The organism is Microbacterium shaanxiense, assembly GCF_054779995.1.
Genome location: NZ_BAAGXE010000001.1, coordinates 996,864 through 1,012,553 on the forward strand (window position 1 = coordinate 996,864; position 15,690 = coordinate 1,012,553).

A 15,690-nucleotide genomic window follows, 5' to 3' on the forward strand; every position below is an offset into this window, starting at 1 on the left:
CGGGCGGCGGGGCTGAGGACTACTTGTCGTCGGAGTCGCGGTCCAGACGAGCGCGGGTCTCCTCCGGGGTCTCGAGCGACGGAGCGGCAGGCGACTCGAGCGGGGCCTGCGGCTCTTCGACGATCTCGTCGGCGTCGGCGTCGGCGTCGGCGTCCTCGGTGTCCGTGACGGCATCCTTCGGCTCGACGATGCGCAGGATCGCCTGGCTGTGCACCTCGATGATGGTGCCGGGAGCGATCTCCACGAGTGCGGGCGAGTCGAGGTCATCGGCGTCGTACGCGACGATGGTGCCGTAGAGGCCGCCCTGCATCAGCACCTTGACACCGGGAACTGTCTTGGTGGCCTTCTCCTCCTGCTCGGCCTTCATCTGCTTCTGACGCTTGCGAGTGTTGATGAACATGAAGACGAGGAGAACTGCGAGGAGTCCGAAGAGGACGATTTCCATCAGGCGAAGCCTTTCAAAGTGCGCGCGCCATCGATGGACGCGCAGAGGGGGTCGGGGGAAGCCTTCAGCGATTATAGGTCATCGAACAATGCGGCGGTCTCCGGATGCTGGAGGCCGAGGTGCTCGTATGCCTCGGGCATCGCCACACGTCCCCTCGGCGTGCGTCCGAGGAAACCGATCCGCACGAGGAAGGGCTCGACGACGCTCTCGACCGTCTCGGCCTCCTCGCCCACTGCGACCGCCAGAGTGCTGAGCCCGACCGGGCCGCCGCGGAATCGGCGCACGAGGGTGTCGAGCACTGCGCGATCCAGGCGATCGAGCCCGATCGGGTCGACGTCGTAGAGTTCGAGCGCTGCACGCACCTCGCCGATCGATGCCGATCCGTGCTCGCCGTGCACCAGCGCGTAGTCGCGCACCCTCCGCAGCAGCCGGTTGGCGATGCGCGGTGTGCCGCGAGAGCGCCGTGCGATCTCCGCACGTGCATCGCCTGGCATCGACACGCCCAGCACGCTCGACGATCGGTCGATGACCTTCTCGAGGTCGCTGTCGTCGTAGAACTCGAGGTGACCGGTGAAGCCGAACCGGTCGCGCAGCGGGTTCGGGAGGAGGCCGGAGCGCGTCGTCGCGCCCACGAGCGTGAACGGCGCGAGATCCAGCGGGATGCTGGTCGCACCGGCGCCCTTGCCGACCATGATGTCGATGCGGAAGTCCTCCATCGCGAGATAGAGCATCTCTTCCGCGGAGCGCGCCATGCGGTGGATCTCGTCGATGAACAGCACTTCGCCGGGCACCAGGCTCGACAGCAGCGCGGCGAGATCGCCGGCGTGCTGGATCGCAGGACCGCTGGAGAGGCGAAGCGGGCGCTCGCTCTCATGCGCGACGATCATCGCGAGGGTGGTCTTGCCGAGGCCCGGAGGGCCCGCGAGGAGAATGTGATCGGGTGAGCGGTTCTGGATGCGCGCGGCGTCGAGCAGCAGTTGCAGCTGGCCGCGCACCTTCGGCTGTCCGACGAACTCGCCGAGGCTGCCGGGTCGCAGCGCCCCTTCGATCGCGAGCTCCGCCTCATCGATGGGCTCGGAGCTCCTGCCCTCGAACGTGCTCTCCTCAGCCACGGGCTGCTCCCGACTTGGCCGGGCCGAGCGCGGCGAGGGCTTGACGCAGCAGGGCAGACACGGACTGACGATCCGCGTCGCTGGCCGCCTCGGCGGTCTCCGTCGCGGCTTCGCCGGCGACCTTCTCGGACCACCCGAGACCCACCAGGGCGGCGGTCAGCTGGGCGACGACATCCGTCCCGGTCCCCGAGCGTGCTTCCGCAGCCCGTGCCGCCGGCGCCTTGAGTTTGCCTGCGAGCTGCACGACGATGAGCTTCGCCGTCTTCGGACCGATCCCCGACACGCGCCGGAACGGCGCATCGTCGTCGTCGGCGACCGCGGCCGCGATCTGGTCGACGGTGAGGTGGCCGAGCACCCCGAGCGCCGATTTCGGGCCGACGCCGGTGACGCTCAGCAGGTGTCCGAACACCTCCAGTTCGAGAGGCTCCGCGAAGCCGAAGAGAGTCAGGGCGTCCTCGCGCACGATCAGGCTCGTGTGCAGGCGCAACTGCTCGCCGACGCGGCTGGTGTGCGCCACGTCACCGGGGACGAAGACGAAGAACCCCACGCCGCCGACCTCGATCACGACATGGTCTGCACCTGTGGAGAGCACGGTCCCGTGCAGCGAGGAGATCATCTTCCCAGCCTACGAGCCCGATCGTATGTATGTTCGAGCGACACGCTCGGCATCCGCCCACGCGCGCTGCGCCGGGGTCAGCGTCTCTGAGACGCCGGGCGCGGCACCGCCTCTGCGCCAGGCATGGCAGAGCGCGATCGCCAGAGCGTCGGCCGCATCGGCGGGCTGCGGCGGCGCATCGAGACGCAGGATGCGGGCGATCATCGCCTGCACCTGCTTCTTGTCAGCCGAGCCGTAGCCGGTCACTGCGGCCTTCACCTCGCTCGGCGTGTGCGTCGCAGCGGGCAGGCCCGCTTCTGCTGCGAGCAGGAGCGCGACGCCGCTCGCCTGCGCCGTGGCCATCACTGTATGACTGTTGTGCTGCGCGAAGACGCGCTCCACGGCGACGGCATCCGGTCGATGCTGCTCGAGGACCGCCCTGATCCCGGTGGCTACGGCGGCGAGACGATCGCCGATCGGCATGTCGGGCGGGGTGCGGATGACACCGACGTGCACCAGGCTGCCGCGGCGCGAGCGGTCGACGTCGACGACGCCGACACCGCATCGGGTGAGACCGGGGTCGATGCCCAGAACCCGCAGAGAAGAAGCCGCCACTCCCCCAGCGTACGCGCCGGGAGAGCGACGGCTCCGACGGCGCGCCTCAGTCTTCGCTGTTCTCGAGTTCGGCCTGCACCTCTGCGCTCAGGTCGAAGTTGCTGTAGACGTTCTGCACGTCCTCGCTGTCTTCGAGGGCGTCGATCAGGCGGAAGATCTTGCGTGCGGTGTCTGCGTCGATCTCGACCTTGAGGTTCGGCACGAACTCGACGTCGGCGGACTCGTAGTCGATGCCCGCGTCCTGCAGCGCCGTGCGCACGGCGACGAGGTCGGATGCCTCGGTGATGACCTCGAAGCCCTCGGCGTGCGGCTCGATCTCCTCGGCGCCGGCCTCGAGTGCCGCCATCATGACGTCATCCTCTGTCGTGCCCTCTGATCCGACGACGATGACGCCCTTGCGCGTGAAGTTGTAGGCGACGCTGCCCGGGTCCGCGAGGGTGCCGCCGTTGCGGCTGAGGGTGGTGCGCACCTCGGCTGCCGCACGGTTCTTGTTGTCGGTGAGGCACTCGATCATGAGGGCGACGCCGTTCGCGCCGTAGCCCTCGTACATGATCGAGGTGTACTCGACGCTCTCGCCGCCGATGCCCGCACCGCGCTTGACCGCACGGTCGATGTTGTCCTTCGGCACCGACATCTTCTTCGCCTTGAACACGGCGTCGAACAGCGTCGGGTTGCCGGCCATGTCGGCGCCGCCGAGCTTCGCCGCGACCTCGATGTTCTTGATGAGCTTGGCCCACGACTTCGCGCGCCTGGAGTCGATGACCGCCTTCTTGTGCTTGGTCGTCGCCCACTTGGAATGCCCGGACATATGTCTCCGCTCGTCGTATCCGCCCTGCTGACATCGCAGCGCGTCGTCCATTCTAACGAATCCCGTCCGGCGCACCGGATGCGCCGGACACACATGTCAGTAGGAATCACACCTGTCAGCCGATAATGCGGTGTTTCTGCCGACATCCGTGATCTGAGCCGACAGGTGTACGGGTCAACGAGAATGCACGGCCGACAGGAACCGTTCGTGGAAGCGGGTCTCCCCGGTGATCTCGGGGTGGAAGCTGATGCCGATCAGCGCGCCCTGCTCGACCGCCACGACTCGGCCGTCCTCCAAGCTGGCCAGCGCGGTCGCCTTCGGCCCTACCCGCTCGATGACGGGCCCGCGGATGAACGCCGCACGCACCTGTTCGAGCCCGAGCGCCGGCACATCGAGGACAGCTTCGAACGACTCGACCTGACGCCCGAACGCGTTCCGGCGCACCACGACGTCGAGTCCGCCGAACGACTCCTGCCCCTCGATGGCGTCCACGAGGCTGTCGGCGAGCATGATGAGACCGGCGCACGTGCCGAGCACCGGCATCCCGTCGCGGATCGCTTCGCGGATCGGATGCTGCAGACCGAACATCCGCGAAAGCTTGTCGATCACGCTCGATTCCCCGCCGGGGATCACGAGGCCATCGATCTGCGCAAGCTCCTCCGGACGGCGCACCATCAGGACTGCGGCGCCCAGCCCCTCGAGGACTGCGACGTGTTCGCGCACGTCTCCCTGAAGTGCCAGGACTCCGACGCGTCGCCCTGCTCCCGCGATCGCCGTCATCCTCGAGGATCCTGCCCCGCGAGCATAACCGGGATCGCGCCGACTTGGAGTCTCATCCGTCCCTCATCACGCTCGGCGACGGCGACGTGATCTCGGATGTACCCCCTGGCCTCCTCGGTGGGCTCGCCTTCGGCCGCCGTGCCGACAGCGATCTTGGCCTGGTTGATCAACGAGATCATCAGCGGCCTGTGCTGGAGGAGCCCGTCTGCCTGCTCGGCGTGACCGCACGCCTTCGCGATGGCCAGTTCCCCCTTGTCCTGATAGTCGCTGGCGTAGACGTGCGCAGCGCCGAACGCGGCCTGCTCCCGCAATGGCGCATCACTCACATGCTGCGCGTAATAGCGCTCCACCTCGCCCTCCAACCAGGGCGCCAGTGGGAGAAGCGCCTGCTGAGTCTGCGTGTTCACCTCTTCCGCGACCAGCGCTGCCTGGAACGCGTTCGCCACGGCATCCATCCACCCGCGCAGCACGGCGGAGCGCGCCTCGTCCTCCGCAGTTCCGATGATGAGGTGCGTCGACCGATCGAACACATGGGCTCGTTGAAGATTCGCGTACATCGTGTTCAGCGCGATCAGCTGCCACTCACGGGACGTCGTCATGCCGAGAAATCTACTCGTCGAGGTGGGGTCACCAGCCACGCTCGGCGAGGCGGTGAGGTGCGGGCAGATCGGACACGTTGATGCCGACCATGGCCTCGCCAAGCCCGCGCGAGACCTCGGCGACCACCTTGGGGTCGTCGTAGAACGTCGTGGCCTTGACGATCGCGGCGGCCCGCTCTGCGGGGTTGCCCGACTTGAAGATGCCCGAACCGACGAACACGCCGTCCGCGCCGAGCTGCATCATCATCGCGGCATCCGCCGGTGTGGCCACGCCGCCCGCGACGAAGAGCACGACGGGGAGCTTTCCCGTCTCGGCGATCTCGGCGACCAGCTCGTAGGGCGCCTGGAGCTCCTTGGCGGCGACGAACAGCTCGTCCTTGGGCAGAGCGGTGAGAGCGGCGATCTCACCGCGGATCTTGCGGATGTGCTTCATGGCCTCCGAGATGTCGCCGGTGCCCGCCTCTCCCTTGGAGCGGATCATCGCCGCGCCCTCGTTGATGCGCCGCAGCGCCTCGCCCAGGTTGGTCGCACCGCACACGAACGGGACTTTGAAGCCGAACTTGTCGATGTGGTTCACGTAGTCGGCGGGCGAGAGCACCTCCGACTCATCGATGTAGTCGACGCCGAGCTCCTGCAGCACCTGGGCCTCGACGAAGTGGCCGATGCGCGCCTTCGCCATGACCGGGATGGACACGGTGTCGATGATGCTGTCGATCATGTCCGGGTCGCTCATGCGCGACACACCGCCCTGTGCGCGGATGTCGGCGGGCACGCGCTCCAGCGCCATCACGGCGACGGCGCCGGCGTCTTCGGCGATCTTCGCCTGCTCTGCGGTGACGACGTCCATGATGACGCCGCCCTTGAGCATCTCGGCGAGACCGCGTTTGACGCGGGACGACCCCGTCGTGGGGTTCTGGCCGACGGCGGGGTTCTGGTCTGCAGCCATGAGCTGTTCCTTCCGGGTATCCAAACCTGCACTTTGATCTATGCCAAAAGATACCACTGTCGCCGTGCCGCGTAGACTCGCATGTCGAGGGGTGACATGAACGACCAGATCACGGGGACCACGGCGTCCGACATCGCGACGAGCGTGCGCGAACTCCGCGATCGAGGACTGCTGCGTCCCGGCGCGATGCTGCCCCCTGTGCGCGAACTCGCCGCACGTCTCGGGGTGAACCGCAACACCACCGTCGCTGCGTACCGACAGCTGGCGCAGGCGGGGCTCGTGGTCAGCCGCGGACGCGCGGGCACCATGCTCGTCGCGCACGATGCGGTCGCCCAGGAGGGCTACGCCGCAGACACCGTGCTGCGCGACGTCGGCACCGGCAATCCAGACCCGAGGCTCATCCCCGACCCGACTCCGGTGCTGGCCACGGTCGCCGGGCGTCCGGTGCTCTACGGCGAGCCCGTGATCGACACGGGCCTTGAAGCGTGGGCCCGCGAGTGGATCGACCCCGATCTCCCCTCGGACGAGTTCCGCATCACCGTCACCAGTGGAGCAGTCGATGCCGTCGAGCGCCTGCTCGCTCAGGCGTTGATGCGCGATGACGCCGTGGCGCTGGAGGATCCGTGCTTCCTTGCCAGCATCCACACTGTCCGCCTCGGCGGCTATCGAGCGGTGCCTGTGCCGGTGGACGACGAGGGGATGACGGTCGAAGGCCTGCGCGCGGCACTGGATGCCGGCGTCAGGGCGATCATCTGCACGCCCCGCGCGCAGAATCCGACCGGAGCGAGTCTGTCCCCGGCGCGGGCCGCCGCGTTGCGGGAACTGCTCGCGGAGCATCCTTACGTCCTGATCATCGAGGACGATCATTTCTCCATGCTGTCGTCGCGCGGATACGAGAGCCTGATCGGTCCGGATCACAAGCGCTTCGCGCTGCTCCGCTCGGTGTCGAAATTCCTGGGCCCCGACATGTGTCTCGCCGTCGCTGCCACCGACCCCGAGACCGCCGAGCGACTCGCCATGCGCCTGAGTCCCGGCACCACCTGGGTGAGCCACCTGCTGCAGCGTCTGACGCGGGGACTGCTCGCCGACGACGATGTGCGCGCAGCGATACGTGCAGCCGGTGCGCACTATGCCGAGCGCAATGCGGCGTTCGCTCAGCAGCTGTGCGACCACGGGATCGAGACCCGTCATGTGGACGGGATGAACCTCTGGGTCGAGCTCCCGATCCCTGCGCAGGCGGTGTCGGAACGACTCATGCGTCGCGGATGGCTGGTGCGCACCGGGGACGGGTTCTCGCTCACCGACGCGGAGACGCCCTCGCGTCATCTGCGGCTCACCGTGCACGATCTGACGGATGAAGAGGCCGAACAGCTGGTGCTCGACATCGCCGGTGCGGTGCGCTGACGTGCGCGACACGCGGCTCGGCAGTGAGAAGATCGAAGGATGAAGGTCCTCTCGATCCAGTCAGCTGTCGCCTACGGTCACGTCGGCAATTCCGCCGCGGTGTTCCCACTGCAGCGCATCGGCGTCGACGTGCTTCCCGTCTACACGGTGAACTTCTCCAACCACACCGGTTATGGCGCGTGGCGCGGACCGCTGATCGATCCGAGCGACGTGGCCGACGTCATCACCGGAATCGAGGAGCGTGGCGCATTCGCACAGGTCGATGCGATCCTCTCTGGCTATCAGGGCGGCGAGGGCATCGGCGATGTCATCATCGACGCCGTCGCGCGCGTCAAGGCCGCCAACCCGAAGGCCCTGTACGCCTGCGATCCGGTCATGGGCAATGCGAAGTCCGGATGCTTCGTCGCGCCGGCGATCCCTGAGCTTCTGCGCGAGCGCGTCGTGCCCGTCGCCGACATCATCACCCCCAACCAGTTCGAGCTGGGTTTCCTGACCGGCACCGAACCGGACACGCTGGAATCGACGCTCGCGTCGGTCGACGCCGCCCGTGCGATGGGGCCGTCGACCGTGCTCGTCACGAGCGTCGAGCGTCCCGATCGCGAAGAGGGCACCATCGAGATGCTCGCGGCGGACGACGCCGGAGCGTGGATCGTGCAGACGCCGTTCCTGCCGATGAAGGCCAACGGCTCGGGTGACGTGACGGCGGCGCTGTTCACGGCCCACTACGTCTCCACGGGAAGCGCGAAGACCGCCCTCGAGCGCACCGCGTCGAGCGTGTTCGACCTGCTGCAGATGACGCTGGACTCCGGTGATCGCGAACTGCAGCTCATCGAGGCCCAGGAGTCGTACGCGCACCCGAAGATGCAGTTCACCGCACGTCAGGTGCGCTGACCCGGTCGCCGGTCGGCCCTGCTGCCGGTCAGGTCTGCGGCCAGGCGTGCGCGACCGCCTCGCGCACCTGCCCGAGCAGCTGCGGCAGCGCCTTGGTCTTGGCGATGATCGGGAAGAAGTTCGCGTCCGACTCCCAGCGCGGCACGATGTGCTGGTGCAGGTGTCCGTCGACGCCCGCACCGGCGACCGCGCCCTGGTTCATGCCCAGGTTGAAGCCGTCGCAGTTCGACACCTCGCGCAGCACCCGCATGCCGGTCTGCGTGAGGGCACCGATCTCGGCGACCTCCTCAGTCGTGGCCTGGTCGTACGTCGCGATGTGGCGGTACGGGCACACGAGCAGATGTCCGGAGTTGTACGGGAACAGGTTCAGCAGCACGTAGGCCGTCTCACCGCGGGCGACGATGAGCCGCTCGGTGTCCGGGTGCTTCGGCGCCTCGCAGAACGGGCACTCGTCGCGCATGGGCTGCGGGCCCGCCTGGATGTACGCCATGCGGTGCGGCGTCCACAGTCGCTGGAACTGGTCGGGGATACCGGCGAGGTGCGCGCCATCCTCCGCGGCGATGCCGGACGCATCGATCCCCGACGCGGCCTCGGAGTTCGACGGGTCCGGCATCGAGGTCACGCCAGGTCCTCCACGGTGTGCACGAGTGCGTGGGTGTCGATCGCCGTGCGGATGCGGGACACGGCATCCGCGATCGGCACGCCGTTCTCCTGCGTACCGTCACGGAAACGGAACGAGACGGTACCGGCATCCCGGTCCTTCTCCCCCGCGATGAGGATCAGCGGCACCTTGCCCGTGGTGTGGGTGCGGATCTTCTTCTGCATCCGGTCATCCGACACGTCGAGCTCGGCGCGCACGCCGCCGTCGCGCAGAGTCGTGATCACGTCGCCGAGGTAGTCGGCGAAATCGTCCGCGACGGGGATGCCGACGACCTGCACCGGGGATAGCCACACCGGGAAATCACCGGCGTAGTGCTCGAGCAGGATCGCGAAGAAACGCTCGATCGAACCGAACAGCGCGCGGTGGATCATGATCGGGCGCTTCTTCTGCCCGTCCTTGTCCATGAACTCGAGGTCGAAGCGCTCTGGCAGGTTCGGGTCGACCTGCACGGTGGACAGCTGCCACGTGCGGCCGATCGCATCGCGCGTCTTCAGGTCGATCTTGGGGCCGTAGAAGGCCGCTTCGCCGGGTACCTCGGTGAGCTTGAGCCCGGATGCCACGGCGACCCGCCGCAGCGCGTCGGTCGACGATTCCCAAAACTCGTCAGAGCCGATCCACTTGGACTTCTCGTCGTCCTTCATCGACAGCTCGAGTTCGAAGTCGGTGAGTCCGAAGTCGCGGAGCATCGACAGGATGAATTCGAGGACCTTCGCGACCTCGTCCTCAAGCTGATCCGGGGTGACGAAGAGGTGCGAGTCGTCCTGCGTGAAGCCGCGCACACGGGTGAGCCCGTGCAGGGCGCCGGAGAGCTCGTTGCGGTACACGGTGCCGTTCTCCGCGAAGCGCAGCGGGAGGTCACGGTAACTGCGGGCGCGCTCCTTGTAGATCAGGATGTGCATCGGGCAGTTCATGGGCTTCAGGTAGTAGTCCTGGCCCTGCTTCGTGATCTCACCGTCCTCGTCGCGCTCCTCGTCCATCACGATCGGCGGGAACATTCCGTCCTTGTACGTGACGAGGTGGTTCGACGTGAGGAACAGGTCTTCCTTCGAGATGTGCGGGGTGTACACGTAGGTGTATCCGCCCTCGATGTGGCGCTTGCGCGCGTGCTGCTCCATCTCGCCGCGGATCATGCCGCCGCGCGGGTGCCAGACCGACAGGCCGGAGCCGATCTCCTCGGGGAAGGAGAAGAGGTCGAGCTCCTTGCCGAGGCGTCGGTGGTCGCGCTTGGCAGCCTCTTCCAGACGGTGCTGATAGGCCCGGAGCTCGTCCTTGGTCGGCCACGCGGTGCCGTAGATGCGCTGCAGCTGCGGGTTCTTCTCGCTGCCGCGCCAGTAGGCCGCGGCGATGCGGGTGAGATCCCAGCCGTTGCCGATCATGCGGGTGCTGGGCAGGTGCGGTCCGCGGCACAGGTCCTTCCAGACGACCTCGCCGTCCTTCGTCGTGTTGTCGTAGATCGTCAACTCGCCGGCACCGACCTCGACGGATGCGCCTTCGGCGGCCTCCTTGTTGCCGCCCTTGAGTCCGATGAGCTCGAGCTTGAACGGCTCGTTCACGAGTTCGGCGCGCGCCTCATCGTCGGTGACGACGCGGCGCACGAAGCGCTGGCCCTCGCGCACGATGCGCTGCATCTCCTTCGAGATCGCCTTGATGTCCTCGGGAGTGAACGGCGTCTCGACCCCGAAGTCGTAGTAGAACCCGTCGGTGATCGGCGGGCCGATGCCGAGGTTCGCCTGAGGGTTGATGCGCTGCACCGCCTGAGCGAGCACGTGCGCCGTCGAGTGCCGCAGGATCGCGAGGCCGTCTTCGCTGTCGATCGTGACCGGCTCGACCTCGTCGGTCGTCGTCACGGTGGTCGCAAGGTCCTTCAGTTCGCCGTTGACGCGCATCGCGACGACGGATCGGTCGAAGAACAAGGCGAAGCCGTCTGTCGGCTGGGCGTTTTCAGGCACTGATCACTCCATTTCGGGGTCCTCACCAGGTTACTCGCCTCGAGAGCACCGGCTTCACGCCCGCGCGCAGCGGCGCACCGCGTCTCGGGCACGTCTCGGGCGCGCACGACGGGGTGATCGTTCGCGCCTTGAGCGCAGTCCGCGTTAACGAAAAGTGCTCCCGTGGAGTGGAAGTCCACGGGAGCGGCGATCACGTTCGTCTAGAAGGGACGACGCGTGAACATCTCAATTCTCTCACACACCGCGCGGTGCGACCGCCGCTGCGAGGAGGCGGAGGGTTCAACGCACCGGTTCCTCGGAGTAGGGTCGCTGGCATGAGCGGCCGATTCACTACGGATGCCGATGGGTGACGCGATGGCGGACGATGCGAACATGTCGCTGGAGAAGATCGCCGGCGAGCTCTACGTCGGGCCGCTGGATGAATTCGTGTCGGCCAGGGATGCACGCGCGAAGGCCACGCCGGATCGCGACCTGGCGGCCGGGATCGGCTCACTCCGGAAGCCCTCCGTCGCCGCCTGGGTCGTGAACGTCTTCGCGCGAGAGCGATCCGCGCAGCTCGGCGAAGCCCTCCAGCTGGCCGAAGAGCTCCGCGAGGCGCAGGCGGACCTCGATGCCCAGGCACTGGCGACGCTCGGGCGGCAACGCCGCGCATTGACCTCGCGGCTGGCTCAGAGCGCGGTCGAGCTGGCGAAGGCACGCGGCGCTCGTGTGTCGGCGACCACGTCGGATGCTGTTCGGCAGACCATCAACGCCGCTTTCTTCGATCCGGATGCCGCTGCAGCTGTCGCCTCCGGTCGACTGATCCGCGAACTCGAGCCATCGGGATCGGGCTCTTTCGAGCCTGCAGAGCTGACAGGGGGCGGCGCGGCTCCGTCGCCGCAGCCGGTGACGGCTCCAGTCGACGAGGTCAGCGCGCGTCGCGAACGGCGTCACGCAGAGCAGGCCGTGCACGACGCGGAGCGCGCACTGGCCGCGGCCGAGCGACGTCAGGCAGAAGCGGAGCGCGCACTCGACGAGGCCGGCACGCGGGTCGAGAGGCTGACGGCTCAGATCGACGAGCTCGAGACGGAACTCGCGCTGCGGCGCGAGCAGGCCGACGAAGCACGCGCAGACATCGCCGAGGCCGAGAAAGCCCGATCAGCTGCCGATGAGCCCGTGACGGCCGCGCAGCGAGGGCTCGACGACGCTCGGGGCGCGCTGGATCGCTTGTGATCAGCCGCAGGACCCAACGACAAAACCCCCGGCGAGCCGGGGGTTTCAGTGTGCGCGATACTGGGATCGAACCAGTGACCTCTTCCGTGTCAGGGAAGCGCGCTACCGCTGCGCCAATCGCGCCTGTTCAGGCTATTAAGTTGAAGCGACGAGGTGGCGACGGGATTCGAACCCGTGTAAACGGCTTTGCAGGCCGGTGCCTAGCCGCTCGGCCACGCCACCGTGTGGATTGACCCCACGTGCCGTGAGCCCCTCAGAAAGAGACTCCTGCACTCGAGCGGATGACGAGATTCGAACTCGCGACCCTCACCTTGGCAAGGTGATGCGCTACCACTGCGCTACATCCGCGTTGTGTTCCGGCTGCACCGGGCACTTGTAAAACATTAGCCGATCATCTCGATCCCGCAAAACCGAAACCCGATCTCGCGCGTGTCATGCGGTTTGGTCATGAGCGCGTGCGACGTTCAGGTAATATCGTTTCTCGACCCCCTGGGTCATGGGCGATTGGCGCAGTTGGTAGCGCGCTTCCTTCACACGGAAGAGGTCATCGGTTCGAGTCCGGTATCGCCCACCGTATGGAGAGGCCTACTGTCGCTTGGCAGCAGGCCTTTTCGCTGCCCTCATAGCCCCGCCTCGCTCTCATCGACGCGCACCCCCGGCGCACCCCCGCCGCCGTTCAGCAGCGCCAGGCCAGCCACATCGGCTTGGGTGCCGAGGTAGTGCATGTATCGATCTGTGATCGACACCAACCCGTGTCCGAGCCACTTCGAGACGGTCGCAAGATCGACGCCACGAGCGAGGGCCAACGTCGCGAACGTGTGCCGCAAATCGTGTATGCGGCGTCCGTCCGAGGCCTCTGCGTAGCCTGACGAGCGGAGGAACTGGGAGCGCCAAAGTTGCCCTCCGTGCTCACCCGTCAGCAACAGGTCATCCGGACGCTTCAAGCGCATGAGTTCGCGAACGATCGCCCAGGCTGGTTCAGCCAGGGGCACACGTCGGGCGCGACGGCCCTTCGTACTTTTCACCGGCTCGCCCTCTGACCGACTCCGCGACACCCGCAGCGAAGGCGTTGGCTTTTCGGACACGTCTTTCAGGCGCAGGTCGCGGACTTCGCCCCACCGAACCCCTGACCAGGCCAGAACGGTGACCAGATCGGCGCAATGTGCGCAGCGTGCGCGCACCTTCTCCACCACATCGGATAGATCCGCCTCAGAGAGCGGACGCATCTCGGAGGGCGGGCCGACTGGCGCGGGCAGCCGTGATGCCGTCACCGGATTCTGTGCCGCGCGACCCTCAGCGACGCACCACGCGAAGAACGCCGACAGTGACCCGCGATAGCGCTTCATCGAGCCGTCTGATTGCCCTTGCTGTCGCAGGTAGATGTACCACCGTTCGACGTCAACCGGCAGCACCGAGGCCACAGCACGCGCACCCAGCGACGGCGACATAAGCCGGACCAACTGACCGTCCGTCGCCGCGGCCTGAGGCGTCACCGTCGCCCGACGATGCTCCAACCATTGCGGCAGCAAATCGCGCACCAGTGCCTTACCTGCCCGAAGATCAACACCGCCGACCGCTTGCGCCTCCGTACGTTCGGCCCAAGCCAGGGCATCGCGCCGCAGATCGAAAGTACGCGAACCCAGCGTCACCCTCCCCCGCTTCGCGATACCCCGCCAACGACCAGCGTCCGTCTTTCGCACGAACGGCATCAGGCCACCCCCGCCAGCTTTTCGACCGCCGCGCGCGGGTACACACGCCGATGCCCAACGTAGACCGGCTGGACCGGAAGCTTGCCTTGCTGAGCAAGCCGCGTGAGCGTCGAGGGATGAACCCCGAGTTCACGTGCCAGCTCACGTTCACTGATGAACAGGCGATCATCCGCGCGCTCGTCGTTGTCACTCATTGTCTGCTCCCGGCCAATTGAGCCAGTGCCGAGTACCGCCATCGAGCCATTGCCGCTCCGTCACTAACACGTCGATCCACGCATCGTGCTCGACCCGAGCGCGACCAATCGCGAATCCCCTGGGCGGTTCACACGACCTGGTTAAATCGCAGACCGCAAACTTGCAGATGCTCGCATGCGCGCCGTACAGATATGACAGAGCCAAATCTTCATCGACAGTCCACATTCCGAGAGGCGCGAGCACCATCGCGCGTTTGTGCGCCCCGGAGATCGCCGCGTGGACCCGATCACCCTCGTTCCAAGCGTCAACCTGCCGATCAGTCATCATCGCGCCCTTCTGCGAACTCGCGGTCAGCAGCAGCCTCGATCTCTGCGCGCCAGTCGCGTTCTCTCTCCCGCTCCCACTCCTGCGCGCGATGCCGCTCCCAGACACGGTCCCGAAGCTCGTAGAGCTCGCCCAGCGTGTCCGCAGCCTCCGGCCCCTGGCCCCGCATCGCAGCAGCTATCGCACCGAGTTCCATGCGCCGGATGAGGGCGTTCAGGTCCTCTAGCGAGTAATTTGTCAGATCGTCAGAGGCGTTGCTCATGATGCCGCCCCTTCCCGAAGCGCCAAGAACCGCCCCATGTCTGCCGAGGCCTCAGCAAGCACGTCATCACCGACCCAGAAGGCCCGCACCCGCTGCACCGTGCCGGATTCCTCATCCATCGCGTACCCGACGCCAGGCGTGGACTGAGGTATCAACTCGCACTTGGCCCCCGCGTCATACGCAGCCGGACCAATCGCCAACTTCGTATCATCAGCAGTCCGGAACCGAAGGCCTACGACGTTCGTGAACAACGGACGCGCCAACAGCGAATCGGCTCTCGGGTCTTGGGCAAACGCCTGGATGACGATCCGTGCGGCTCGACCACGAGACAGGATCGACTTCAGATCGGCCTCAACAGCGAGAATTCGTCGAAGATCATGCAACGAGCGGGTTGCTCCGGCGTTGGAACGTGCTTACGCGAACCGACCGAAACCATGTGCTCAAGACGGCGATCCACCTCGACACGCAGCTCGGCGACCATCTCCGCCGCCTGTTCGAACGTGCTTGCCGTGCGCGCGAACATCGGCAACGCGGCTGACAGCTCCACGCCGCCCTTAAGATCGGCTCCCCAGACTTCGACCGTCCCAACCTTGATATGCGGCGTCAGCGCAAGGACTGTAGACCAAAGCCACGATCCCTTTCCGGCACCTGACGCCCCAAGAACCAAGGTCATCCGGTCGAACACGTTGAGCCGGTACTCAGCGCCAGCATCCGTGCGACCAACCAGCACCGGCGCAATCGGATCAACCGACGCCGGCCCTGCCTGGAACGGGATACTCTCCGAAAGCTGATCGACCGGCGCAGAGCGGCGCCACACGATCCGCACAACCGAATCTGTCTGTCGCTGCACAGTGACCCAATCGGCGGGAGCAGCAACGACAGGGGCATACGCCTCAGCCCTCGCGATCAGGTCGTCCGTCGTCGCTGCCTGAGTCTGCGCCACCGTGAGCACGACCCATTCCGGCATAACCCGAAAACGCGCCGAAGGCAGCCGCTTCACCGGCCTCCGCATCGCCCATTCGTAATCGTCATCGGAGAGCGCCGGGATCAGTCGCATCCCAACTGCATGCCGGTAGCCCTGCACCGCCGCGCGTCGAGTAGCGCGAGCCCTACGCCAGCGCCGCCAATCTGAACCGCCCTGGGTTTCGTTCCGTTCCTTTATCGAGAGGATGGGAACATGCCC

17 protein-coding genes and 4 tRNA genes are annotated in these 15,690 nt (G+C 66.7%); 4 read left to right on the top strand and 17 right to left on the bottom strand.

Features of this window, described 5'->3' with window-relative positions:
• Positions 1-19 precede the first annotated feature (19 nt).
• From ACYVG2_RS04700 to pdxS, 8 genes are all read right to left on the bottom strand, one after another.
• Entirely contained in the window at positions 20-445 is a 426-nt protein-coding gene (locus ACYVG2_RS04700) for a preprotein translocase subunit YajC (protein ID WP_460779897.1), read from the bottom strand.
• A 71-nt stretch (positions 446-516) separates the two neighbouring features.
• Positions 517-1,557 carry a Holliday junction branch migration DNA helicase RuvB gene (gene ruvB, locus ACYVG2_RS04705; protein WP_460779898.1) on the bottom strand — a complete coding sequence of 347 codons (1,041 nt, stop codon included), beginning with the start codon at positions 1,555-1,557 and terminating at the stop codon, positions 517-519.
• Positions 1,550-2,173, bottom strand: coding sequence for a Holliday junction branch migration protein RuvA (gene ruvA / locus ACYVG2_RS04710; protein WP_460779899.1), 624 nt, complete (start codon positions 2,171-2,173; stop codon positions 1,550-1,552). Before ruvA ends, ruvB begins: the two co-directional genes overlap by 8 nt.
• 9 nt (positions 2,174-2,182) lie before the next feature.
• Positions 2,183-2,767: a crossover junction endodeoxyribonuclease RuvC gene (gene ruvC / locus ACYVG2_RS04715; RefSeq protein WP_448965596.1), complete on the bottom strand. Its 585-nt coding sequence runs from the start codon at positions 2,765-2,767 to the stop codon at positions 2,183-2,185.
• 46 nt (positions 2,768-2,813) lie between these two features.
• Positions 2,814-3,575, bottom strand: coding sequence for a YebC/PmpR family DNA-binding transcriptional regulator (locus tag ACYVG2_RS04720; RefSeq protein WP_448966150.1), 762 nt, complete (start codon positions 3,573-3,575; stop codon positions 2,814-2,816).
• A 174-nt stretch (positions 3,576-3,749) separates the two neighbouring features.
• Positions 3,750-4,355, bottom strand: coding sequence for a pyridoxal 5'-phosphate synthase glutaminase subunit PdxT (gene pdxT, locus ACYVG2_RS04725; protein WP_460779900.1), 606 nt, complete (start codon positions 4,353-4,355; stop codon positions 3,750-3,752).
• Positions 4,352-4,954: a hypothetical protein gene (locus tag ACYVG2_RS04730; RefSeq protein WP_460779901.1), complete on the bottom strand. Its 603-nt coding sequence runs from the start codon at positions 4,952-4,954 to the stop codon at positions 4,352-4,354. Before ACYVG2_RS04730 ends, pdxT begins: the two co-directional genes overlap by 4 nt.
• Before the next feature lie 28 nt (positions 4,955-4,982).
• On the bottom strand, positions 4,983-5,900 hold the full coding sequence (gene pdxS / locus ACYVG2_RS04735; RefSeq protein ID WP_460779902.1) for a pyridoxal 5'-phosphate synthase lyase subunit PdxS: 918 nt from the start codon (positions 5,898-5,900) through the stop codon (positions 4,983-4,985).
• Between the two features lie 96 nt (positions 5,901-5,996).
• Here pdxS and ACYVG2_RS04740 point away from each other — a divergent pair, with 96 nt between their 5' ends.
• A complete protein-coding gene (locus tag ACYVG2_RS04740; protein ID WP_460779903.1) occupies positions 5,997-7,304 on the top strand; it encodes an aminotransferase class I/II-fold pyridoxal phosphate-dependent enzyme in 1,308 nt (435 codons plus the stop codon).
• A gap of 39 nt (positions 7,305-7,343) precedes the next feature.
• A complete protein-coding gene (gene pdxY / locus ACYVG2_RS04745; protein WP_460779904.1) occupies positions 7,344-8,195 on the top strand; it encodes a pyridoxal kinase PdxY in 852 nt (283 codons plus the stop codon).
• A 28-nt stretch (positions 8,196-8,223) separates the two neighbouring features.
• On the opposite strand, the gene ACYVG2_RS04750 is transcribed toward pdxY, so the two are convergent.
• Both ACYVG2_RS04750 and thrS read right to left on the bottom strand, forming a co-directional pair.
• A complete protein-coding gene (locus ACYVG2_RS04750) occupies positions 8,224-8,808 on the bottom strand; it encodes an HIT family protein (protein ID WP_448966151.1) in 585 nt (194 codons plus the stop codon).
• Between the two features lie 5 nt (positions 8,809-8,813).
• Positions 8,814-10,742: a threonine--tRNA ligase gene (gene thrS, locus ACYVG2_RS04755; RefSeq protein WP_448966152.1), complete on the bottom strand. Its 1,929-nt coding sequence runs from the start codon at positions 10,740-10,742 to the stop codon at positions 8,814-8,816.
• A gap of 405 nt (positions 10,743-11,147) precedes the next feature.
• On the opposite strand from thrS, the gene ACYVG2_RS04760 reads away from it, so the two are divergent.
• Positions 11,148-12,017 carry a transposase gene (locus ACYVG2_RS04760; RefSeq protein WP_460779905.1) on the top strand — a complete coding sequence of 290 codons (870 nt, stop codon included), beginning with the start codon at positions 11,148-11,150 and terminating at the stop codon, positions 12,015-12,017.
• A 51-nt stretch (positions 12,018-12,068) separates the two neighbouring features.
• On the opposite strand, the gene ACYVG2_RS04765 is transcribed toward ACYVG2_RS04760, so the two are convergent.
• The 3 genes from ACYVG2_RS04765 to ACYVG2_RS04775 form a co-directional block, all read right to left on the bottom strand.
• Positions 12,069-12,140 (bottom strand) — tRNA-Val (locus ACYVG2_RS04765).
• A 28-nt stretch (positions 12,141-12,168) separates the two neighbouring features.
• Positions 12,169-12,239, bottom strand: a tRNA-Cys gene (locus ACYVG2_RS04770).
• A gap of 54 nt (positions 12,240-12,293) precedes the next feature.
• Positions 12,294-12,365: transfer RNA gene (locus tag ACYVG2_RS04775), tRNA-Gly, on the bottom strand.
• A 150-nt stretch (positions 12,366-12,515) separates the two neighbouring features.
• Here ACYVG2_RS04775 and ACYVG2_RS04780 point away from each other — a divergent pair.
• Positions 12,516-12,588 (top strand) — tRNA-Val (locus tag ACYVG2_RS04780).
• A 49-nt stretch (positions 12,589-12,637) separates the two neighbouring features.
• Here the strand turns inward: ACYVG2_RS04780 and ACYVG2_RS04785 are convergent.
• The 4 genes from ACYVG2_RS04785 to ACYVG2_RS04800 all read right to left on the bottom strand — a co-directional run.
• The gene (locus tag ACYVG2_RS04785; RefSeq protein WP_460779906.1) at positions 12,638-13,666 is read right to left on the bottom strand and encodes a tyrosine-type recombinase/integrase; all 1,029 of its coding nucleotides are present in this window, start codon (positions 13,664-13,666) and stop codon (positions 12,638-12,640) included.
• Between the two features lie 59 nt (positions 13,667-13,725).
• Complete coding sequence (locus tag ACYVG2_RS04790; RefSeq protein WP_460779908.1) at positions 13,726-13,920, bottom strand: helix-turn-helix domain-containing protein; 195 nt, start codon at positions 13,918-13,920, stop codon at positions 13,726-13,728.
• Between the two features lie 317 nt (positions 13,921-14,237).
• On the bottom strand, positions 14,238-14,507 hold the full coding sequence (locus tag ACYVG2_RS04795) for a hypothetical protein (protein ID WP_460779909.1): 270 nt from the start codon (positions 14,505-14,507) through the stop codon (positions 14,238-14,240).
• A gap of 340 nt (positions 14,508-14,847) precedes the next feature.
• Positions 14,848-15,690, bottom strand: an 843-nt coding sequence (locus ACYVG2_RS04800) for a hypothetical protein (protein WP_460779910.1), incomplete at its 5' end; no start/stop codon positions are given.